This is a genomic window from Desulfobacterales bacterium, from assembly GCA_034520365.1.
GTDB lineage: Bacteria > Desulfobacterota > Desulfobacteria > Desulfobacterales > Desulfosalsimonadaceae > M55B175.
This window is the reverse complement of sequence record JAXHNP010000003.1, coordinates 316445-340523: the sequence shown is the minus strand read 5'-3', so window position 1 is coordinate 340523 and position 24079 is coordinate 316445. Positions and strand designations below refer to the sequence as shown.

General features: G+C 53.7%; 14 protein-coding genes and 1 tRNA gene. 12 read left to right on the top strand and 3 right to left on the bottom strand.

Going from position 1 to position 24079, the window contains the following annotated elements; genetic code table 11:
- Positions 1–108: 108 nt before the first annotated feature.
- On the bottom strand, positions 109–1239 hold the full coding sequence (locus U5L07_04780; GenBank protein MDZ7831041.1) for a response regulator: 1131 nt from the start codon (positions 1237–1239) through the stop codon (positions 109–111).
- Positions 1240–1526: 287 nt separating this feature from the next.
- On the opposite strand from U5L07_04780, the gene U5L07_04775 reads away from it, so the two are divergent.
- From U5L07_04775 to U5L07_04725, 11 genes are all read left to right on the top strand, one after another.
- On the top strand, positions 1527–3152 hold the full coding sequence (locus U5L07_04775; GenBank protein MDZ7831040.1) for an endonuclease/exonuclease/phosphatase family protein: 1626 nt from the start codon (positions 1527–1529) through the stop codon (positions 3150–3152).
- Positions 3153–3164: 12 nt separating this feature from the next.
- A complete protein-coding gene (locus tag U5L07_04770; GenBank protein ID MDZ7831039.1) occupies positions 3165–7409 on the top strand; it encodes an acyl-CoA dehydratase activase in 4245 nt (1414 codons plus the stop codon).
- Positions 7410–7517: 108 nt separating this feature from the next.
- Entirely contained in the window at positions 7518–9782 is a 2265-nt protein-coding gene (locus U5L07_04765; protein MDZ7831038.1) for a hypothetical protein, read from the top strand.
- Positions 9783–9821: 39 nt separating this feature from the next.
- Complete coding sequence (locus tag U5L07_04760; protein MDZ7831037.1) at positions 9822–10490, top strand: hypothetical protein; 669 nt, start codon at positions 9822–9824, stop codon at positions 10488–10490.
- Between the two features lie 259 nt (positions 10491–10749).
- Positions 10750–12711 (top strand): ASKHA domain-containing protein, encoded by a 1962-nt coding sequence (locus U5L07_04755; protein MDZ7831036.1) that lies wholly within the window; start codon positions 10750–10752, stop codon positions 12709–12711.
- 221 nt (positions 12712–12932) lie between these two features.
- Positions 12933–14525, top strand: a complete 1593-nt coding sequence (locus U5L07_04750) for an acetyl-CoA decarbonylase/synthase complex subunit delta (protein ID MDZ7831035.1) — start codon at positions 12933–12935, stop codon at positions 14523–14525.
- 95 nt (positions 14526–14620) lie between these two features.
- Entirely contained in the window at positions 14621–16645 is a 2025-nt protein-coding gene (cooS, locus tag U5L07_04745; GenBank protein MDZ7831034.1) for an anaerobic carbon-monoxide dehydrogenase catalytic subunit, read from the top strand.
- Positions 16646–16701: 56 nt separating this feature from the next.
- A complete protein-coding gene (acsB, locus tag U5L07_04740) occupies positions 16702–18936 on the top strand; it encodes an acetyl-CoA decarbonylase/synthase complex subunit alpha/beta (GenBank protein ID MDZ7831033.1) in 2235 nt (744 codons plus the stop codon).
- Between the two features lie 107 nt (positions 18937–19043).
- Complete coding sequence (gene acsC / locus U5L07_04735; GenBank protein ID MDZ7831032.1) at positions 19044–20384, top strand: acetyl-CoA decarbonylase/synthase complex subunit gamma; 1341 nt, start codon at positions 19044–19046, stop codon at positions 20382–20384.
- A 97-nt stretch (positions 20385–20481) separates the two neighbouring features.
- Positions 20482–21372: a dihydropteroate synthase gene (locus tag U5L07_04730; protein MDZ7831031.1), complete on the top strand. Its 891-nt coding sequence runs from the start codon at positions 20482–20484 to the stop codon at positions 21370–21372.
- Positions 21373–21446: 74 nt separating this feature from the next.
- Complete coding sequence (locus U5L07_04725) at positions 21447–22061, top strand: DUF3786 domain-containing protein (GenBank protein ID MDZ7831030.1); 615 nt, start codon at positions 21447–21449, stop codon at positions 22059–22061.
- Between the two features lie 13 nt (positions 22062–22074).
- On the opposite strand, the gene U5L07_04720 is transcribed toward U5L07_04725, so the two are convergent.
- Together U5L07_04720 and U5L07_04715 are read right to left on the bottom strand one after the other, a co-directional pair.
- Complete coding sequence (locus U5L07_04720; protein MDZ7831029.1) at positions 22075–22455, bottom strand: VanZ family protein; 381 nt, start codon at positions 22453–22455, stop codon at positions 22075–22077.
- A gap of 42 nt (positions 22456–22497) precedes the next feature.
- Positions 22498–22582: transfer RNA gene (locus tag U5L07_04715), tRNA-OTHER, on the bottom strand.
- Positions 22583–23004: 422 nt separating this feature from the next.
- Here U5L07_04715 and U5L07_04710 point away from each other — a divergent pair.
- Positions 23005–24015, top strand: a complete 1011-nt coding sequence (locus U5L07_04710) for a site-specific integrase (protein MDZ7831028.1) — start codon at positions 23005–23007, stop codon at positions 24013–24015.
- Positions 24016–24079 lie beyond the last annotated feature (64 nt).

Genomic DNA, 24079 nt, shown 5'->3' with positions numbered 1-24079 from the left:
GCCCACGGCCGTAATTTTTGCCCGGAGGGTCGGCAGCCGGACCACCAGAAGGGTGATCAGATAGAAGTGCAGGTAGCCGAACAGAAAGATCAGCCATATTGGAAATTGCTATTTGGCCTGTAAAATACTGGGAATGAGTTTTGCGAGCTGTATCTGCATGAAGAAGGCATTGCCGTCCTGCGCCATTAACACCAGAAAGCGGAAATTGCCTTCTTTCATGACATCAGAGGACATCATCAGGATCAGCCCTTTGGTGGTATGTACGGTCAGCCCGTTGCATTTATCAAATCCTTTTTGAAATGTGGCCTGGTGGCAGGTGGTGAGCATTTGATTGAAGGCCCCGGCAAAATACTTAAAGTCGATGGGTTCAGCAGGCGTATCAGAGGCCAGTACAGAGCCATCCGCGCTTAAAATGGCAAGCCCCCGGTAGCCTTTAATCGTGCGCAGCATGTTGACGTATCGGTTCAGGGCCGTCTGAAGCCGGGTTTCACCAGAGCCGGCGCCCCGCTTATTGGCGGGTTGGGCTTTTGGCTCCGGCGGTTTCGCGCGGGCTCCCGCCTGGGCGGGTTTTCCCCACAGGCCGTCGGCGAGTTCCATCAGCTCGGATTTAATGACTTTTTTGGATTTGGCTTTCTCCTGGGGCAGTTCTGAGAGTGAAAGGCTGGTCCGATCCCATTTGATCATTTCCCGGGCCGCCGGTTCACCGGAGAGATGTTCATAGTGCGCATCCAGAAGAATTCCGCGGTCAAAATACAAATACCCCTTTTTCTGCCCGCCGCTGGTCACATCCAGCCGGCAGGTCCGCCGGGACATCTCCATCAGGGGCAGGAAGTTGCGAAGGGTGATGCCTTTACGGCTCAACCCCTCGTCTTTTAAGTTCTGGGCGACAAAGATGGCGGAGGCCAGATTACCGAATTGAAACGGTTTCTGCATGTAATAGAGCACATTTTCGTGCCCGATGCGGTCGCGAAACCACGGTTTGGGGGTGTCCGCATCCACCAGCACGATACAGGGCGTATCCGGGCGCTTCCGGGTCATGAAAGCAATCAGTTCAACACCGTGAACCTTGGGCAGATTCACGGCTGTCACAAAAACCGCGATCTTATTCTTGGTGATGACATCCATGGCGGTTTGGCCATCCGTGGCGGTCAGGAGCTCAAAATGATGCAGGTCTTTAAAGCCTTTCCCGATCTTCTCCAGGGTCTCCTGATTACTGTCTGCAAGAAGCACTTTGTCCATTCTAAAATCCCATCTACCGCGCCTGCAGCCGGATATCCGTATCCGGCAAAGTGGCCCAAGCAAGCGGCGGTGGCTTGTCGGTTTGAGTATCTGTTGTATTCCTTTACTAACGGTTCTAATATCATTTTGTCAATAAGTTTCAGTATGATAATCATAGGGTTAAAATTTTTCCAGTATTTTATGGCGGGCAGGACGCCCTGAAATCCGGTCGGAAAGTAGAAAAAACCGTATGTTGCACATGCGTCTTCTGATAGGATGGTTCAAATTTAAAGCAAGGGGATGTTGAGATGACAATTCGGCAAAAAATAAGCCGCCGCCTGATTTGGGCCGCGATAATCCTCGGTTTATGCGCCGGGATATCTGCCGGCGCAACAATGGCCGCTGCCGGCACAGCCTCGCGGGTGGTGGTGGCCGGCTATAACGTGGAAAACCTGTTTGATTTGAAAGCGGATTCTACCGAATATCCGGGCTATATCCCGGGCGGGGCTGCCGGCTGGGATCAGGATATGCTGGATGCGAAGCTATCCAATCTGGCCCGGGTCCTCCATGATCTGGATGCGGATATTCTGGCGCTGCAGGAAATCGAGTCACGGCGGGCGCTCAGGCGGTTGAACCAGCGCCTGGAAAAACCGTATCCGCATGCCGTCATTGCGGATCAAAAGCCCACCACCGTAAAATGCGCCCTCCTGTCCAGATATCCCGTCAAGGCGGCGGATGAAATCGCCGTTCCCAAAGAATCCGTCAGAAATATCCTGAAAGCCCGGATCGACATCGCGGGACACGACCTTATTATTTTTGTTAATCACTGGAAATCCAAAAGTGGCCCCGAGAGTGAGCGGCTGCCCTATGCGCGGGCCCTGGCCGATGCCATCGAGGCCCTTGATCCGGCGGCCGATTTTGTCGTGGTCGGGGATTTAAACGCCGATTACAATGAGTTTCAAACTTTTCAAAAAAATCCGGAACTAAATGACACCGGCGGCATCACCGGCATCAATCATATCTTAAATACGGTCGAAAACAATCGTTTGGTCACCGAGCGGCAGCTGAACCGACAGACCGGTGACGGCATCTCGCTCTACAACCTATGGCTTGAGCTGGTTCCGGAAAGGCGGTGGTCCACGCAGTTTTTCCATCAGAAAAACAGCCCCGACCATATTATCGTCTCCCCCGGCCTCTATGATGCGCAGGGCATTTCCTATATTGACAACTCCTTTGATAAATTTGACCCGGGCTATCTTTTTCACGGCGCCCGAATCAAAAGGTGGCAGCGCGAAGATCGGGGCCGCGGCCGGCACCTGGGCCAGGGGTTTTCCGACCACCTCCCGGTTTTTGCCTGGTTTGCGCAGAAGCCGTTTAAATATCTCCGGGATGGGCCGTATCCGGAAAAGACCGTGCCCATTGACGCCCTGTACACATCCAAGACCGGCCGGGTGAATTATCACCTTCGCCGGTGCGCGGTGATTTACAAGCATCAAGGCTTTGCCGTGGTAAAGCAGCCTGACGGCCGGGCAATCCTTATATACGGGGCAGGGGATAAACTCGAACCCGGCCGGATGTATCATTTGACCGTTCAAAGATTGAAGCGCTATCATGGCATGCTTGAAATCACTGAGCTTTCTGCGGTAGAACCGATAGAGAAACAGATAGACCCGGAAAAATTGTTGCTCTCACCGGATGATCGCTCGCTTGCGGATCCGGGGTTGGTTAATGAGGTGGTTCACCGGCTGCAGGGCGTTTACCAAAATGGATGGCTGCACTACGGGAACCAGCGAAAAATTCGCCTGTACGCCAAAGATAAGGCCCTGTTGCCGGAGAGCGGATCACGGGTTATATTAACTAACATTCGAATCGGTTTTCATGACCATCCGGAGCTTGTCCTTGAACAGGCCGGCCAGCTCGATTTGATTAAATGAAAGAGGCACATAATGGGCAGTAAACATATCTTAGGTATTGACATCGGTTCGGTATCCATCAGTCTGGCGGTGGTGACACCGGCGCAGGATATCGTTCAAACCGGTTACGGATTTCATCACGGTGATATCCCCGCGTGTCTGGAGACGCTTCTGGCGGATGTGGATATGGCTGATATTGCCGGTGTGGCGGCGACAGACGGCACCCCGGATCTGATATTTGCGGATCAGCGCTATGATCATCAGATTGCCCTGATCCGGGCGGTAAAAGCTTTCCATCCGGAAGCGGCCGGCATATTAACCGTGGGCGGCGAAAAGTTTAAGCGGATACGGTTTGATGAGAACGGCGAATATACCGGGAGCCGGACCAATACCGCATGTGCCGCCGGAACGGGGAGCTTTCTGGATCAGCAGGCCAGCCGCTTAAATCTCTCAGGCATCGGGGAGCTAAGCCGGCTTGCCCTGGCAAATACCCATCGCACCCCCAAGATTGCCACGCGGTGTGCGGTATTTGCCAAAACCGACCTGATTCATGCCCAGCAGGAGGGCTATGAACTCCCGGAAATTTGCGAGGGGCTCTGCCGCGGGCTTGCCAAGAATCTGGCGGATACCCTGTTTTTTGACGATCAGCCCGCTGGTCCGCTTATTTTCTGCGGCGGTGTCTCCAGGAACGCGGCCGTGCTAAACCATATCAGCGAGCTGACCGGGGCTGAGATATTTATCGATGATATGAGCCATCTTTACGAAGCCATTGGCGCGGCCTTTCATTTGATTGACCAGGGGATAAAATTTCCGGGCGGACGCTTTCAAAAGGCGGCGGATCTGCTCTATGCGCGCAGCAGCCGCAAGCAATGCGATAATCCGCCGCTTCAGGTAAAGCTCTCGGATTATCCCGCATTTGAAAGCCTTGAGTCCTATCATTTCAATGCGGCGGATGACGCCTATCAGAATGCGGTCGAGGTGGATGTCTATGAAGCCCTAACCGGGGAGGCCCCGGTCGCCATGTATATCGGCATGGATATCGGCTCAACCAGCACCAAGGCGGTCTGGCTCAATCCGGGAAAAACGGTGCTGGCGGGCTTTTATACCAAAACCGCCGGCCGGCCGGTGGATTCCATGCGCGGGGTGCTCGCGGCCATGGATGATTTGATTAACGCCCGCGGTCTGTCCGTGAATATCCTGGGGGTGGGCACCACCGGCTCCGGCCGTAAATTTGTCGGCCGGATCATCGGTGCGGATCTGATCATCGATGAGATCACTGCTCATGCCCGGGCCGCCTGCGAGCTCAATCCGGACGTGGATACCATTATCGAAATCGGCGGCCAGGACTCCAAGTTTACGACGCTAAAAGACGGCATGGTGACTTCCTCGATCATGAATACGGTCTGTGCGGCCGGTACCGGCAGCTTTATTGAAGAGCAGGCCCAGAAGCTCGGCTGTCCGCTTTCCGAATACGCGGATCGTGCCGAGAATTGCTGGTCGCCGATGGCCAATGACCGATGCACGGTCTTCATGGAGCGAGACATCAACTATTATTTAAGCCGCGGCTATACCGTGGATGAGGTGCTGGCCACCGCCCTTCATTCGGTGCGCGAGAATTATCTCACCAAGGTGGCCGAAGAGAGCCGCATCGGCGATGTGGTCTTTTTCCAGGGTGCGACCGCCAAAAACCGGGCCCTGGTGGCCGCCTTTGAACAGCGGCTCAATAAACCGATTCTGGTCTCCCGGTTCTGCCACTTGACCGGGGCCATGGGCACCGCGCTCCAGCTGGCCGACGATGGCGTCTGGGAGACGAATTTCCGGGGGATATCCCTTTATCGGGAAAAAATTCCGGTACGCTCCGAGGTCTGCAATTTCTGTACGAATCACTGCAAAATCACCATTGCCGAGATGGCCGACGGGCCGGTGGCCTTTGGATTCCTGTGCGGCCGTGACTATGATACCCATCACTTCGTCAATAACAACACCTCCGGGTTTGATTTGATAAAGACCCGGAACAAGGTGTTTTCGTATAAGCCGGAAAACGGGGACCCCGATGAGGTGACCGTGGGCATCCCGGCGGCCCTCTATCTTTATGAGGACGTGGAGTGCTGGCGTAAATTTTTTGATTGGTTCGGCATCCGGACCGTGACCAGCGAAAAGTGTCCGGATGCGGTAAAAACCGGCAAGCAGCACACCGGCGCCGAATTCTGCGCGCCCATTTCCGCCATGCACGGGCATGTGGCCTATCTCCTGGATAAGGCGGATTACATTTTCATGCCCTTTTATCTGGATAACCGGGAAAAGGACACGTCCGCCCGCCGGCAATACTGCTATTATTCGCAGTTTGTGCCATCGCTGGTCTCTGAGATGACGACAGACAGAGACCGGTTTCTCATGCCCGTGCTGAAATACATCTACAACGCTTTTCATGCGCGCATTCAGCTCTTCAATATGCTGAAGCGGATTGCCAGACGGCATATCAACTATTTTGAGGTGGCTTCCGCCTATGAGCAGGCGTTTGCCCACAAGACCGGGGCCCTTGAGCGGCTGCGCGGGATTTATGCGGATGAATCCGCATCCGCCACGGATATCAGCGTGGCGCTTTTGGGAAGGCCCTACACCATCCTGCCACCCAAAATGAATAAGGGCATTCCGGATATATTTGCCGCATTCGGCATCAAGACGTTTTTTCAGGACATGATGGTCTCCCCCCATGATCCCCATGCGGAGATAAAGCCCCTGCTTGAAGAGGTGCACTGGAATTATGCGGCGGATATCATTTGCGCGGCAACCGTGGCTGCCCGCACGCCGGGCCTCTATCCGGTATTCATTACATCCTTTAAGTGCGCGCCGGATGCGTTTGTCAAAGGCGTGATTAAAGACATCATGAGCGCCTGTCAGAAGCCTTATTTGATGCTTGAGCTGGACGAGCATGATTCGAGCGTGGGCTACGAAACCCGCATTGAAGCGGCGATCCGGGCGTTCCGCAACCACTGGAAAATGAAGGCGGCCGAAGCATCCAATAAGTCGCCTGCCGCCCTGAAACGCATAAATCCCGAGCATCCTCACACGCTCAGCGGCCGAACCCTGGTGCTGCCCGATTGGGATCCGCTCACCTGCCCGCTTTTGGTTGAGAATTTAAAGCGCGAAGGCATCGATACCCGGCTGATGGATCAGACCCCGGAGATGGTCCAGCAGAGCATGGGGTTAAACGGCGGACAATGCATCCCCATTAATGTGATTGTGAAAGGCTATGTCGACTATATCCGCAACCACAGCCTGGACCCGGCCAAAACCCTGTTATGGATTGGAAAGTCGGATATCGCCTGCCATCTGGGTATGTATCCGTACGAGCTAAAGCAGATTTTAAACAACTATTCGGATGAGATGAAACAGACCGGGGTATATTCCGGCCCCCTGTCGTTTACCGATATTTCGCTTCGGGCGGCGATCAATACCTATTTTGCCTTCATGTTCGGCGGCATGCTGCGAAAACTCGCGTGTAAAATCCGTCCCTATGAAACGGTCAAAGGGGTGACGGACCGGGTGACGGATGACAGTCTGACGGTTTTGGGCGAGGCGTTTGCGGGCCGGCGGTCCAAGGAATCCGCGGTTGCCGATGTGGTGGCCCGGTTCGAGGAGATCCCGGTGCAGCGGGAGCGTCGGCCCAAGGCGGCGATTTTCGGGGATTTGTTCGTCCGCGACAATCCGGTGATGAATCAGGACCTTCTTCATTTTATCGAGGCCTGCGGCGGCGAGGCCATTACCACGCCCTATACGGATTATGCCAAAATGGTGGCCAGGGCCTATTTCAAGAAATGGTTTACCGAAGGCCGCTACCTGGAGCTTATCCGCTCCAAAACCCTGTTGATCGGCCTGGCGCATCTGGAGAAAACGTATTTCCGCTATTTCAACCGGATTTTAAACGAAGCGGAGCCCGCCTATGACGCCCCGGCGGAAAAGATCCTGGCCCCTTACCGGATGATCGCCGAGCAGACCGGGGAGTCCATGGACAATATCCTGAAAGTTTACTATCTATCCCGGCATCACCCCGACCTCTCCCTTTTTATTCAAACCAGCCCGGCCCTTTGCTGTCCCTCCCTGGTGACCGAGGCCATGGCCTCTGAAATCGAGACCGAAACCGGCATTCCGGTGGTATCCCTGACCTATGACGGCACCTGGTCGGAAAAAAATCACGCCATCATTCCTTACCTGAAATTTCCCCGGCAGGGGCGTGCGGGCAGCGGAAAAGTCGGCCGCCTGACACAGGCCGGGTAGTTTGATACTTGCCGGCTTTCTGATTATTTTTTTTTAAACGGAAATTGAGCGTTTTAAACACCTAATACCCGAAACCCAATACCTGATACCCATATACACGGAGCCTCTATGCACTGGATTCCCTGGAAATTTATCACCAAGCGGGCGGCCCGCGCCTACGGCGTACTTGATCCGATTACGTTTATGGCAAGGCTCCGCCGCTTTTCCCAGCCATCCGAGGTTCAGGAGCCGATTGAGCTCCTGCGGGCGGGCATTCTTTTTCATGCCCGGGGCCTGATCAATACCAAGGCGATCCAGCATAATCTGGACTGGGTCTGGCCCTACTGGGTGGAGCGTCAGTTCAACCCCTCGGATCATTCTTTTATTCCGCGGGCCTTCTCATTCAGCCATGTAAACCTCACGCACCGGAACTGGACCGCGGTGGGGCATCCGGAAATGCCCATTTATCCGATTATCGACCCCCGGGGGCTGGTGACCCCGCTTTATGACGGCTGGTCCCTGGATTTCTGGTTTATGACCGAGGATCACCGCTTCCTTTTGCCATCCCGGCTGGAGACGGTTGAACAGACCTGGCAGCTTTCCCCCAATCTTTGCGTTCATACGGATGCGAAAGAAGATGATATAGCCCTTCGCTCAAGCGTTTGGCTGGATGTTGAGAAGGGAATGCCGGAGCTCTATATCCGGGTTCGGGCAAAGACCGAAACCCCGGGGTGGCTGGTAGCGGCGCTTCGGCCCTATAATCCGGAAGGGATTCAGTTTATCGAAAAAATATCCCATGAGGCAGGGCTTTCCGGCTGGCTGATCAATGGAAGTCATATGGTTCGCTTCAGTGAAGCGCCGGCTGGTATCAAATTTTCCAACTATGATGAAGGCGATGTGATCCATCAACTGGATCAGCCGGGGCTTCAGAATGCGGCCGCCTGCCGGGTGGGTATGGCGAACGCCGCCGCGCTTTTTCCGGCGGACAAGTGGACAGACCGGAAGCTGGATGTGCGGGTGCCTCTGGAAAGCGAGCTTCCGCGCCGGCACCTTTTCACCGGCAGGTCCCCGGAGCAGGCATGGTCGGATGCCCTTTCAGGCACCGCAGCGCTCAATGTTCCGGATGAAAAGATCCAATTTCTCTATGATGCGGCGGTGAGAAGCCTGTTGCTCCTGTCCGCCCGACAGATCGTGCCCGGCCCTTATACCTACAAGCGGTTCTGGTTCCGTGATGCGTGTCTGATGTTAAACGCCCTGATGGCCATTGGCTGTTTGAAGCGTTCCCGTCGCATCCTGGATGAATTTCCGGATATGCAGAAGGTGACCGGTTATTTTCAGTCCCAGGCGGGGGAGTGGGATTCCAACGGGCAGGTGCTCTGGATTATGGAGCGCTATCTCCGGCTTTCCGGCGATTATCCCAACAACCGGTGGCTCCGCTCCATCTATAAGGGGGTCCAGTGGATCAAGCACAAGCGGTGCGACCGGGATCAGCCGGTGCCCCATGCCGGGCTTTTTCCGGCGGGCTTTAGCGCCGAGCATCTGGGGCCGAATGATTACTATTATTGGGATGATTTCTGGGGGCTGGCCGGGCTCAAGGCGGCCGGCCGAATCATTGAAAACCAGTCCTTAAAGCGCCGCCAGGATATCGCCGCAGAAGAAAAGGATTTTGAAGCCGCCATATTCGGCAGCATCGAGAACCTCCCGGCCCACCGTAGTCAGGGCGGGATTCCGGCCAGTCCGTATCGCCGGATGGATGCCGGGGCAATCGGCTCAATGGTGGCCGACTACCCGCTTCAGCTGACAGGGCCCATGGATGAGCGGATCAAGCATACCATGGAGTTTTTGATGCACAACTGCTTTTATCGGGGCGCTTTTTTTCAGGACATGATCCACTCGGGCATAAATATTTATCTGACCCTGGCCATTGCCCAGACGCTGCTTCGCAGAGAAGATCGCCGCTACCGGGAGCTGATTCAGGTGGCTGTGGATCTGGCGAGTTCCACCGGTCAGTGGCCGGAGGCCGTGCACCCCCGGACAGAGGGAGGCTGCATGGGCGACGGCCAGCACGGATGGGCGGCTGCGGAGTGGATCATGATGATCCGGAACCTCTTCGTTCGGGAAGAGGGGGATTCGCTGGTTCTGGGCGCCGGCATTTTTCCGGAATGGCTCGAGTCCGGAAAAACGATCGGTTTCGGGCCGACGCCCACGCCCTATGGGAAAGTGGCCTTGCAGGTAACGGCCGGGGATAATGAGATTACGGTTTACCTGGATATCGACTGGAAAAAAAGCGCTGCCGCCCCGACGGAGATGGTGCTTGCCATTGCCGGCTATCCGCATTACAGTATACCGGATTTTTCTCAGAAAGAGTTTAGGTTAAAGAAGGCGGAGGCATGAATACCTGCATATTTAAACCTGCCTGTGCCATAAGGGTGGATGCGAATCGACGTGAATGAACCAGCGGTCAAACGATTAATACAGAATAAAGCGGGTATCGCCATCCTCGTTGGGTTGATCCTTGGCTGCCTGATGCTCGCCATGTACGGGCTGATAGAGTTTAATCTGATTGAGCGGGTCACCACCCTGATTAACAAAAATACGCCGGCCCATGTATTTCTCGGCCTGATGCTCGTGCTCCCCCTGGTCGGGGTGCCGCTTAGTGTCTTTATTTTCGTGCTGGGCATCAAATTCGGCATCGGCTACGGCATCCTGATTCTTATGCTTATTATGCCGGTGCATATTCTGACCTCTTTTATCATTGCCCGCACCGTCCGCCAGCCGATAAGAAATTTTCTGGTGAACCGGAAAAACTATCACATCCCCGAAATACCGGAAAACAAGCTGGCCCTGTTCAGCTTTCTGTTTCTGGCCGTGCCGGTCCTTCCCTATGCGGCGAAAAATTATGTTCTCCCGCTGGCAGGCGTCCCGTTTCGTTACTGCATGTGGTTAAATTGGGCGATTCAGGGCACCCTGTCCATCCCAGTCCTCATTCTGGGTAAATCCGCCGCAGACATGAACCTGCTGCTCTTCGGGATTACCCTGGCGGTGCTTGTGCTGCTTTTTCTGGGCCTCAGGTGGCTGCGCAATTGGTATGAGACGCTATAGCGCCTCAGTGCCTTTAAAGTTATTTATCGATTGCGTGAAACCAGTTGCATCCTTAGCTTGAAATCCGTTCTTTTTTGTCATATGCTCATAATTTTTAAAAATTTGGAACGCTCAATTTAGGTCAAAAGATCAAGGCATTACTTGACAAATTCGACAGCTGGTGGTGAATTGAATTTTTGGCGGCGGGCCGGCACAAAGGGTCGGCCCGCCGGTTGGCTGCTTCAAACTTTAATAATAATTAATTCGTTAGGCGGTTTATATGACTGAACATAAAGTAAAATTTTTTCCGCATGAAAGGGAAGTGACCGTTGAAGCCGGCGAGCCCCTGATCCGGGCGGCCATGGATGCCGGGGTCCATATCAACGCCTCCTGCGGCGGCGAAGGGGTCTGCGGCAAATGCCGCGTTCTGATCGAGGAAGGGGACGTTGAAGGCGGCATCACGGAAAAATTAAGCCAGGAGGATGTGGACAAGGGCTACCGCCTGGCCTGTCAGGCCAGGGTGAAAAGTGATTTAAAGGTTCGGGTGCCCATTGAGTCCGAGATTGATAAAAGCGTCCTCAATATGCTTTCCACGCCGCGGCGCACCGCCAAAATCAAGGAAACCAACCTGGATGATTTAAAGGAAAAGGGCCTGTTTATCCCGCCGGTGGAGAAAAAATACCTGGAGCTGCCGGAGCCCAGCAATGACGATAATGTGGCGGATGTCTCCCGAATTGTTCAAAATCTTCGCAACACGCACGGCGAGCATCGGCTTGAGCTCGACCTCTCCGTCATCCGCAAAATTCCGGACACCCTGCGGGAGTCGGATTTCAAGGTGACGGTCAATATTGCCCGCTCCGTGCGGGATGAGGGAAAAAACCGGATCATTAACATAGAGGCCGGCGACACCACGGACCGCAACTACGCTATTGCCATTGATATCGGCACCACAACGGTGTACGGCCAGATGGTGGATCTGATCTCCGGCGAGGTGCTGGCCCAGTATGGCGATTTCAATGCCCAGATGAGCTATGGTGAGGATGTCATTACCCGGATTGTGTACGCAGAAAAAGGAAACGGTCTGGACGTCCTCCATCAGAAAGTGATCGAGACCATTACCGGGGTTATTGAAAAGATTGCCAAGCGATCCGGAATTGATCTGGATCAGGTCTCCACTATTACCCTGGCGGGCAACACCACCATGACCCAGCTGTTTTTAAAGATCAACCCCCGCTATATCCGCAGATCCCCCTTTGTCCCCGCAGCCACGCTGTATCCGCCGTTTCGGGCCGCTGATATCGGTCTGAAGCTGCCGGATCACGTCACCGCCCTGGTCTATCCCCAGGTTTCCAGTTACGTGGGCGGCGATATCGTGGCCGGGGTCATGGGATCAGGCATGGCCCATGAGGAAGAACTCACCCTTTATATGGACATCGGGACCAATGCGGAGATTGTTATCGGCAACAAGGACTGGCTGGTCTGTGCGGCCGGCTCCGCGGGGCCGGCATTTGAAGGCGGCGGCATTAAGCTGGGTATGCGGGCCGCCAGAGGGGCCATTGAAGATTTTTCCATTGATCCGATAACGCTTGAGCCCATGAATATCACCATTGGCAATGAACGGCCCAAGGGGATATGCGGCAGCGGCTTGATTACGGCCGTGGCCACCATGTTTGAGATGGGAATCATAGATAATCGGGGGAAATTCAATACGGATCTGGACACTCCGCGGATCCGGGAATGCGAGGATGGGCATGAATACGTGCTTGCCTGGAAGGATATGACCAGCATTGATCGGGATGTGGTATTGACGGAGATCGATATCGACAACCTGATTCGGGCCAAGGGCGCCATGTACAGCGGATGCATGACCCTTTTAAAAGAGATTGGTCTGGGCATCCAGGATATTGATCGAATTATCATGGCCGGCGGATTCGGCAGCTATATCGATCTGGAAAAGACCATGGTAATCGGTCTGCTTCCGGAGATTGACCCGGAAAAGGTGACATTTATCGGCAACGGTTCGCTGCTGGGTGCCCGGATGAGCGCGCTCACCAACCGGATCCGGAGCGACGTCACGGACACACTGTCCCGGATGACCAACTTTGAGCTGTCTGAAACCAACTCATTCATGGATAATTTTATGGCAGCGATGTTTCTGCCGCATACGGACCTGAACTTGTTTCCGAAATTAAAGGCGCGGCTTGAGGAGCGACAGAAGCAGGGCCGCCTTAAGGCCGAATAAAAACGGATAAAATATTTAAAATTTATTCTCTTATTATTGACAAACAAATTTATTTGCTATTTAATAAAATCTTTTTGTTATAGATCCATTTTAATCCCGGAGAACAGGGATTTGTTAATAATAAAAAAGAGTTAGCGTGAACCAGGGTTGTAAATTGCTTAGGGGTTTGGGAATAATTATATCATTTAACGTGTATTTGGTTGATTAAAAGGAGGTTAACATTGGGCTTTGAAATTACAAAAGAAAATTATGCTGGCAGCATAAAGCCGATTACCATCGGCAAGGGTGACAAGGCGGTGACTGTGGGCGGCAGCACCTGTTTCCCGTTTTATCTGTTTGAGGGCGATATGCCCAACAAGCCCAAAGTCGCCATGGAGGTTTGGGACAAGGAACCGGACGATTGGCCGGAAGCGGCCAAAGAACCGTTCAAGGATGTGCTCTCAGACCCGGCGGCCTGGGCCAAAAAGAATGTGGAGGAGTTTGGGGCGGACATTATCGTGCTGCAGTTAAAAAGCACGGACCCCAATGATGACGATGCGAGTCCGGATGCGGCGGTCAAGACGGTAAAAAGCGTTTTGGAGGCCATTAATGTGCCCCTGGTGTTGTGGGGAACGGCCAATAACCAGAAGGATGAGGAAGTTTTAAAGAAAATTTCCGAGGCTTGTGACGGGGAAAACCTCTGCCTCGGGCCGGTTGAAGAGGACAACCATAAAGGCATCGGCGCCAGCGCCATGGGGTTTGGCCATACCGTAATCGCCTCTTCTCCCATCGACGTTAACCTGGCCAAGCAGGTCAATATTCTGCTTGAGAATTTGGGACTGCCCACCGAGCGGATGCTTATCGATCCCACTACCGGCGGGCTGGGCTATGGCATGGAGTATTCCTTCTCCGTCATGGAGCGGCTGGTGCTGGCCGCCATGACCCAGGGAGACGACAAGCTTCAGCTGCCTATCATCAATAATCTGGGCAACGAGGTCTGGCGGTGCAAAGAGGCCAAAGATACGGTCGAGAGCGCCCCTGAGCTGGGAGACCCGGAACGCCGCGATATCATGATGGAAATGGTCGGCGCGGTTACCTATTTGATTGCCGGCTCAAACATTTTGATCCTTCGGCATCCTGAATCCGTGCGCATGGTCAAGGCATTTATCGATCTCATGGTCGACGGCGGCAGCGCTGAGAATATCGACGGAATGAACAAGCGGCTGCAGGATGTGGATATTGATTTTGCCGCCATGGCGCCAAAACCGGATCTCACCATAGAGGAAGAACAGAAGAAACCGGCGGCCAAGAAAGAGGCGGCGCCCAAGAAGGAAGCGCCCAAGAAGGAAGAAAAGAAGGAAGAAAAGCCGGCTGCCAAGAAGGAGGCCGCAGCCAAAAAAGAGGCGCCCAAGAAAGAAGCCGCGCCAAAGAAAGAGGAAAAACCGGCTGCTGAGGCCAAACCCGCTGAAGAACCCAAGGAATCCAAAGAAGAGGCTGAGGCCAAAGCCAAGGCCGAGGCGGAAGCCAAGGTAAAGGCCGAAGAAGAGGCCAAGAAGAAGGCTGAGCAAGAGGCCAAGCAGAAAGCGGAAGCGGAAGAGAAGAAGAAAAAGGCCGCTGAAGAGGCAGAGAAAAAGAAAAAGGCCGAGGAAGCCGGCAAGCGGGAAGCTGAGGAACAGAAAATCCGCGAAAAACGGGCCAAGGAACGCGAGGAGCTTGAGAAAAAGCGGGCGGCTGAGCGCTCAGAAGAAAAAGTTTCCAAAACACCTGCCGCCGAGCAGAAGTCAGAGCTTGAAAAGATCGTTGAAATGCTCGATCAGGTGCATCGGCGCGCATAAGCATATATAGATTTGAAAATATTAGGTAAAAAGCCGTCAACAATGCTTTTGCGAGGGCTTTTTACTGAAACAGAAAACAAGAGGAGGAACCTCTAATGGCAGAAGAAAAAGCAAGCAAAGAAAAAAAAGCAAAAGTTGCCGATCCGATGCAGGCGACCATCGACCCGGCATCCCAGCAGATGATCGCCCGGGCGCAGGAGCTGGGGATTGACACCTGTTTTGACCGGGTAGAAAGCATGAAGCCATGCAACATCGGCCTCCAGGGCATTTGTTGTAAAAACTGTGCAATGGGCCCGTGCCGCCTGCCGCTGCCCAAGAGCGGCATTGAAGGCGAGGATACCCGCAAAGGGATTTGCGGGGCGACAGCCAACACTATCGCTGCCCGGAACTTTATCCGCATGATCGCCGGCGGCGCGGCCGCCCACTCGGATCACGGCCGGGCGGTGGCTGAAGTTTTTCTCTCCACTGCAAGAAAGGAAAATGACGATTATCAGATCAAGGATCCGATTAAGCTCAAAGCCGTGGCTGAAGCGCTGGGTATTGAGACCACCGTTGAAGTGGACGGCGAGGTCAAGGATCGCGATATCGATGAAATCGCGGTGGAAACCGCTGAAGTAGCCTTTAATGAATGGGGCAAGCCCGAGGGCGAATTGCTTTATTTGAAGCGCGCGCCCGCCCCGCTGTATGAAAAGTGGAAGAAGCAGGGCGTGCTTCCCCGGAATATCGACCGGGAAATCGTGGAAATTATGCACCGGACCCACATGGGCGTTGATCAGGACTACAAAAACCTGATCAAGCAGGGGTCCCGCGCGGCCATTGCGGACGGCTGGGGCGGTTCCATGCTGGCCACTGATTTGCAGGATATCCTGTTCGGTACCCCCTATCCCTTGCAGTCAGAAGCCAACCTGGGCATCATGAAAGAAGATCACGTCAATATTATTGTACACGGCCATGAGCCGGTGCTCTCCGAAATGATCGTGGCCGCTTCCCAATCCAAGGAAATGCTTGATTATGCCAAGGAAAAAGGCGCCAAAGGGATTCAGCTGGGCGGCATCTGCTGCACGGCCAATGAAATTCTGCAGCGACACGGCATTCCGCCGGCAGGGACCTTCCTGCAGCAGGAACTGGCCATTATCACCGGCGCATGCGATGCCATGGTGGTTGACATCCAGTGCATCTTCCAGAACGTGGCCAATGTGGCCGAATGCTTCCACACCAAGCTGATTACCACCCATCCCATTGCCCGTATGGAACAAAACAGCGTGGAGCATATCGAGTTTGACGAGCATCACGCCATGGACGATGCCAAGCGAATTGTCAAGATGGCCATTGATAACTTTGAAAACCGCGGCGCTGAGGTCATGATTCCCAAGCAGAAAGCCACCCAGGTGGCCGGTTTTGGCGTGGAATCCATCCAGTATCACCTGGGCGGCACCTTCCGGGGGACTTACTATACGCTAAACGACAACATCATTAACGGCCGGATCCGGGGCATTGCCGGTGTGGTTGGCTGCAACAACGCCCGCACCAGACACAATGAAGGCCATATCCAGGTGGTTAAAGAGCTGATCAAAAATGACGTGATTGTTCTGACCACCGGCTGCAACGGCATCGCCTGCGCCATGGAAGGGCTCCTGACCCCTGAATCCGCAGGCGTCTATTGTGGTCCGGGGCTTTCCGAAGTCTGTGACACCGTGGGAATTCCGCCGGTCCTGCATTTGGGGTCATGTGTTGACAACAGCCGGATTCTTCTGGCGGCCACTGAAGTAGTCAAAGCCGGCGGTCTGGGCGACGACATCTCGGATCTGCCGGCAGCCGGCAGTGCACCGGAATGGATGAGTGAGAAAGCCATCAGCATCGGCCATTACTTTGTCACCTCCGGTGTTTACACCGTGTTCGGTGTGACCTTTCCGACTTCCGGCGCCCCGGTGTTCCAGGATTACCTGTTTAAAGAATATGAAAAGCTTTACGGCGGTATGTGGGATTTTGAGGCGGATCCGATCGCCCACGCCCAAAAGATGATCGCCCATATCGACAGCAAGCGCAAGGCGCTTGGCATTGACAAGGCCCGTGAGCGTGTGCTCATGGATATGGCGGATCGTCAGCAGCTGGAAGCTTAAAAACAATAGAGAAAGATAGTAAATAGGATGAAAAATCCTCAACGAAGGAGGAATATATGTCTAAATTAGTTGCGTTTGCTGCCATACAGGGCGGCTACAAGGTTGTGTCTTCGGTTGAAGGCGAATATGAAATGATGCTCCAAAGCTATAATGCGGATACACCGGTGCAGTTTCCCAATACCGGGTACTTTCTGCCGGTGATCTATTCCCTGACCGGTCTTAAGGTCGAAACCCTTGAGGATCTGCGGGCGCCGCTGGACTTTGCCAAGAAACTGCTTCCCCCGCACATTAAGGGCAAGCATCACCTGCCGTATCTCGGGCCCCTTCTGGACGCCGGCATGGCGGCGATTCTTGCTTATGAAATCAAGGAGGCCCTGAGAATCGTTCGGGAGCCGGATTTCTACTATCCGTATGAAGACCCGGATCTGGAAAACGGCAAGAAATGGGTCGGCCCGGCAGATGATATTGTCCTGAGAAAGCGTGGCGTTGAGTTCGTGGACGGCTCGGCCCCCGGGTTTGCGGCCATCGTGGGCGCAGCCCCGGATTCGGCGACCGCTAAAAAGATTGTTGAAGACTATCAGCGGCGGAATCTTTATATTTTCTGCGCAGCCCAGCATCATGGCACCTCGGTGATTGATCAGCTGATTAAGGAAGATGTGCAGGTCGGATGGAACACCCGAATCGTGCCCTTTGGGCCGGACATCTCTTCAGCCGTATTTGCCCTGGGCTTTGCCAACCGCGCGGCCATGGCGTTTGGTGGCCTGCAGCCGGGTGATTATAAGAAGATCCTCAAATACAACAAGGACCGGATCTTTGCCTTTGTCAATGCTTTGGGCGATGTCGGCACCGAATGGGGCGTGGCAGCGGCCGGCTGCGTGAATTGGGGCTTTCCGACCCTGGCGGATACGGATATTCCGGAGATCCTGCCCACCGGTATCTGCACCTATGAGCACGTGGTGGCCAATGTGCCCCATGATGAAATCGTGCAGCGCTCGGTCGAGGTCCGGGGCCTTAAGGTCCAGGTCTCTGAAATTGATATCCCCTGCGCGTTCGGTCCGGCCTATGAGGGTGAGCGGGTCCGCGGCAAAGACCTGCATTCCCAGATGGGCGGCGGCAAGACCCAGTGCACCGAGCTTGCCAAGATGGCGGATATGAAAGAGATCGAAGACGGCAAGGTCGAAGTCGTCGGCAAGGATGTCACCGACATCAAGGAAGGCGATACCCTGCCGCTGGGTATTTATGTGCAAATCGCCGGGCGGGAATTCCAGGCTGACTTTGAGCCGATTCTCGAGCGCCAGATCCACCATCTGGTCAACTACATCCAGGGCGTCATGCATATCGGCCAGCGCGACATCTCCTGGATCCGGGTGAGCAAGGCAGCCATTGAAAAAGGATTCACCCTAAAGGATATCGGTGTGGTACTGCATGCCAAGATGCACCAGGATTTCGGCAAGGTGCTGGACAAAGTCCAGGTCACCCTCTATACCAAAAAAGATGATGTTGCCAAGCTCACCGAGCGGGCCCGCGCTGAATACAAACAGCGGGATGAGCGGGTTGAGAATATGAAGGACGAGGATGTGGAAACCTATTACTCCTGCACCCTCTGCCAGTCTTTTGCCCCCAACCATGTCTGCACGGTCAGCCCTGAGCGGACCGGCCTTTGCGGGGCCTATAACTGGATGGACTGCCGGGCCTCCTATGAGATCAACCCCACCGGTCCCAACCAGCCGGTCCAGAAAGGTGAGGTCATTGACGCGCGGCTCGGCCAGTGGAAAGGCGTAAATGAATTCCTTTACAAGGCCTCCCGCGGTGCGGTGGATCATTACAACTTCTACTCCATCGTGCATGATCCCATGACCACTTGCGGCTGCTGCGAGGCTATTGCCGCCGTATTGCCGAGTTGCAACGGGGTTATGACGGTGAACCGCGAGTACAGCGGCGAGACCCCCTGCGGCATGAAGTTTACCACCCTGGCCGGTGTCATGGGCGGCGGCGCTACCACCCCGGGCTTTGTGGGGCACTCCAAGTTCAATACCATTCAACGCAAATTTATCCGCGGCGACGGTCCCGCGGATATGGATGAAGGCGGACTGCTGCGGATCGTCTGGATGCCCAAGATGCTCAAAGAAGAGCTCAAAGATAAAATTGATTCACGGGCCGAAGAGCTGGGTGTTCCGGATTTCTATGACAAGATTGCCGATGAGAGCGTTGGCACCACGGAAGAAGAAGTCGTGGAATTCCTCAAGGAAAAAGGGCATCCGGCGATGAAACTTGACTCGATCGTCGGTTAATCGGTAGACCGGATTGACGGGATAATCGGTTTGCGCCGTTTATCCCGTCTCACTGTATTAATGTGTTAGTGAAGATTGAATTTGATTGAACATATAAGGAGATTAAAATGGCACTAACCGGTATTCAGATATTTAAGCTTCTTCCGCAGACCAACTGCAAGGAGTGCGGGTTCCCCACCTGTCTTGCCTTTGCCATGCAGCTGGCTTCCGGTAAGGCGGAGCTCGATGCCTGCCCCTATGTCTCGGATGAAGCAAGGGAACAACTGGCGGAAGCCTCTGCCCCCCCCATCCTGCCGGTGCAGATCGGTAAGGGTGTGCGAAAGCGCACCATTGGCGGGGAAACCGTATTGTATCGGCATGAAAAAACATTTTACAACCAGACTGTGATTGCGACCAAAGTGGGCTCCGATATTTCCGAAGATGAGCTGAAGAAAAAACTGACCACCTGGAATGCCCTCCAGTTTGAGCGGGTGGGGTTTAATATGCGGCCTGAACTGGTTGCGGTGGAGGATGTCAACGGCGATAAGGATGCATTCGCCAAAGTGGCCAAAACCATTGCCGAGACCTCTGAGTTCAACCTCATCCTCATGTCGGAGAATGCGGACGTCATGAAGGCCGGTGTTGAGGCCACGGCTTTTAAGGCCCCGCTGATTTATGCGGCCACAGACAAGACCGTGGATGATTATGGCAATCTTGCCAAGGAAAATGATCTGCCCCTGGCCGTGAAGGCGGATTCAGTGGAAAACCTGATGCCCTTAACAGACAAGCTCCTCGGCATGGGCTTGAAGCGTCTGGTCATTGATTCCGGCTCCCGGGAAGTCAAGCAGGCCTTTCAGGATCAGGTGGCCATTCGCCGGGCGGCCCTGAAAGCGGGCAACCGCTCCCTTGGGTTCCCCACGATTACCTTCCCCTGTGAAATGGCATCCAATCTGGAGATGGAGACACTGATCGCCGGCATGTTTGTTGCCAAATACGGGGCGATTACGGTGGTTTCGGATTTTACTTCGGAAACGCTGTTTCCGCTGCTCTTGGAGCGTTTAAACATCTACACCGACCCGCAGCGGCCTATGACCATGGAAGAGGGGATCTATGAAATCGGCAAGCCGGATGAAAACTCACCGGTTATGATTACCACCAATTTCGCTCTTACCTATTTTGTGGTTTCCGGTGAAATCGAAGGCAGCAAAGTGCCGACCTGGCTGCTGGTCAAAGACACGGAAGGCCTTTCCGTATTGACCGCCTGGGCGGCCGGAAAATTTGCCGGCGATGATGTGGGCATGTTCATCAATAAATCCGGGATCAAGGACAAGGTTAAACACCAGGAGGTCATTATTCCGGGTTATGCGGCGGCCATCGTGGGTGAAATGGAAGAAGAGCTGCCGGAGTGGACGGTGACGGTCGGGCCGCGTGAAGCAGCCCATATCCCGGCGTTTCTTAAAAACAGATAATTCCTAAAAAGGGGCGGTTATAGCTGCTTGTCAATGGCGCCGGACCGGGCGCCAGAACCGGCTATAACCTTTTTAAATGACAAATGGAGGTTGGTTTATGATTCTAATCGGAGAGAGTCTAAACGTCATGGGCAAGACCATTGGGGCTGCCCTTAAGGCGCGCGACCCAAAGCCCATCCAGGAAGAGGCCCTGTTTCAGAAAGAAAAGGGCATGGATTATATTGACATCAATCTGGGGCCTGCTAAAAAAGACGGCGTGGAGTTGATGCCGTGGGTGGTCCAGACAGTTCAGGAAGTGGTATCGGATATTCCGCTGGCCCTGGATACATCCAATATTGACGCCATTGAAGCCGGGCTGAAGGTTTATAAGGAGACCCCGCAGCCGCCGCTGATCAATTCCATTATGTGCCGCCCTGAGCGGTATGAAAAGATGGTGCCCATTGCAGCCGAGTACAATGCGGACTTTATTGCACTCCTGTGGGGCCCGGAAGGGCTTCCCCGGGATGAGAATGAGCGGGCGGCCCTTTGCGTGGAATTGCTCTATTTTGCCAATGAGGCCGGGGTTCCGAATGAAAAGATCTGGGTGGACGGCATTGTGACCCCGGTCAACATCCAGCAGGATCAGGTGGTGGCGCTTAAGAATTTCTATGATATGCTGCAGGATATCGCCCCCGGCGCCAAGAGCACCTGCGGACTGTCCAACATTTCCAACGGTCCCCCGGCGCACCTGCGGCCGATTTTAAATCAGACCTACATGGTGATGCTGCAGCGCTCCGGGATGTACTCGGTGATCTCTGATCCCCGGGACGAAAAACTGACAGAGATTGCCAAAGGCAATCGCGAGGATATCGTGGAGATGATCTATAAGGCAATGGACGGTGAAGCCCCGTCACCCAGTGAACTGGACAAGGAAATGGCCGATTACGTCAAGACCGTTGACGTTATTATGGGCCGGACCCTTTACTCGGATTCCTGGCTGGAACTGTAAAACAGAAAGACGAATCTATATGCAAAGCCTCACCCTCTGTTTGCGGGGTGGGGCTTTTTTTGTGGAGATTAACTATGGCACGGGTGGATGATTATTTTAATGCAAAAAAAATCGCGGTAAAAAGCCTATCAGCCCATGTGCTTGATGAAATTGCCGCATGTACGGAGTTCGAGGTAACAGATGAGGGCTTTCGGATTCCGTTTTTAACCCGGACGTACCGGGTCAGTTTTCCGGATTTTGAGTTTGTGGATGAAAACGATGCGGATGCGGAAGTCCCCATCCAGGAGCAGGTGCTGATTCTTCATTATATGAGCGCCATGGAAAAAAAACCGGTTTCCGGCAAGTGGATCGCCTACCGGGAAATACCGGGCGCGGCATTTTATTACAGCTCCTTTGTCAAGCGCGCCATTGATCCGTTAAAGAAAGTGTTCGGTCAGAATACGGCCGGTCTGCCGCCGGCAGCGGACAAAATCGGGGGAAAGGCCATTGATAACGGGGACGTGGGCTATGAATTCCGGGTACTGCCCAAAGTGCCGCTTCAGCTGATCCTGTGGGAAGGCGATGAGGAGTTTGCGCCAGAGGCCAATATCCTGTTTGATGAAACCGCGGGCAGCTATATGTCGCCCGAGGATGCGGCCTGGCTGGCGGGCATGCTGGTTTATCGGCTGATTGCCCTGAGCAAATCGTAGCGGGGTCTTGTCTTTATTGATGCTGAAATGATTGATAGACCGGTGTTTTTTGAATTGCCCGCAGAACGAGATAGGCAAGTATCAGTCCCAATCCGTTGGCAAACATATCAAAACCGGAAAACTGCCGATTGGGAATAAAGTGCTGGACGGTTTCAATCAGAAAAGAATACGCAAGAAGCAGGCAGAGCTTCCAGCCAAGCCGGGAGCCGGTTAAAAACCCGAGATCCGCAAGAATGCCCAGGAACAGATAGGCCCCCAGATGATTCAGCTTGTCCCAGCATAGGGTGGACACCTCATGGGTAATCGGGGTCAGCGCCAGGTAAGTAATCCCGACAAGCAGCCCAATAAATGCCCCGGCAGCCGTTTTTTGCAGGTATGGTTTAAATACGCGCATTTAAGTTCAAAACGATCGGCTATGTGCATGCATCTGGGAATATGGTGCCCCCGGCAGGGATCGAACCTGCGGCACATGGATTAGGAATTTAAAAAATGCCATATTTTCGGTCTTTTACCTAATTTACCCTTGACTTCCTCATCAATCCTTAGTAACTGAAATCATTAATAACATTTTTATTTTTCAAAGTCTAAATGAATTTTAAGGAATTTGCGGGAATATGCAAACTCCGGGGCAGGAGCGGGGCAGATTTTTAATTGAAAACAGCTTAATACAGGTCGCTTTTTGCAAAAGGTGGGGCAAATGAGTGGAAAAATCAAGTCTTCATATCCAGGGGTAAGGTATCGACGCCATAAAACCCGTATGTTCAACCGGCAAAAGGACAAAATCTTTTTTATTCGATACAACAAAGAGGGCCGAACGGTTGAAGAGTGCGTAGGGTGGATGTCTGAAGACAATTCAGCTTTTGAGGCCAGCAAAATCAGGGCGCAAATTGTATCTAACATTCGAATTGGCCGATCCCCGCAAAGTCTTAAAGAAATGCGGGAAATGGAAGAGCAGCGCCGGGCCGATGAAGCGCTTGCCGATGAGCAAAAACAGCGTGAAAATATTACCTTCGGTGTGGCCGCTGAAATGTATTTGGATTGGTCCAGGACAAATAAAAAATCTTATGAGCAGGACAAAAGCCGGCATGAAATCCACCTGAAGGAACGGTTTGACCACCTGCCAATGAAAAATATTTCTGCCTTTCCCCACCTGGAAACCCTCAAACGGGATATCCAGAAAAAAAAGCTTGCCGATGCCACCTTGTTTCAGGTTCTCCAGGAAATCCGGGCCATCTATCGCAAGGCCATAGAGTGGGGGTTATACAGCGGGCCGATACCGACGGAAAACACAAAAAATCTATTCCCCAAAATCAACAACAAGCGGGTTGGGTTCCTCTCCCCCGATCAGGCAAATGAGCTGCTCGGGCGGACAAAAGAAAAATCCCTTACTCTTTATTGTCAGTGTGTCCTTGCCCTTCATGCGGGCCTTCGGTTTGGGGAAATTGCCGCCCTGGAGTGGTCGGATATCAATGTCAGCGCCGGCACCATTCATATCAGAAACCCAAAATCCGGCCGGGATCGGTACGCGTATATTAATGACGCCATATCGGAAATGTTTGATGAGCTGATAGAGGCCAGAACCAAAAAGGGCCGGGAATTTGCCGGGCTTATTTTCCCGGATACTCGGGGCCGCCTTCAAAAGCATGTGAGCAGATCCTTCTATGAGTGCATCAAGGATATGGGCTTGAATGAGGGTATCACCGATCAAAAGCAGCGGATCAGCTTTCATTCTCTACGCCACACCTTCGGCAGCCAGTTAGCGGCGGCCGGGTTTCCGATTCAGCTAATACAGGAGCTTATGGGCCATCAATCTTTAGAGATGACTTCACGGTATAGCCATTTTGCGCCCGGGTTGCGCCAGGATGCCGCCAAAGCCCTGGGGGAGCTATTCACGGGGAAACAGGACGGCCAGGAGCCGGGCGCTAAGGTCATTTCATTGGAAAATAAACAATAAAATCAAATTCCAGGGGATAGGCCGGGGGTCGCTCCCTCGTCTGAAAAGCAAATTCCCGGTTTGC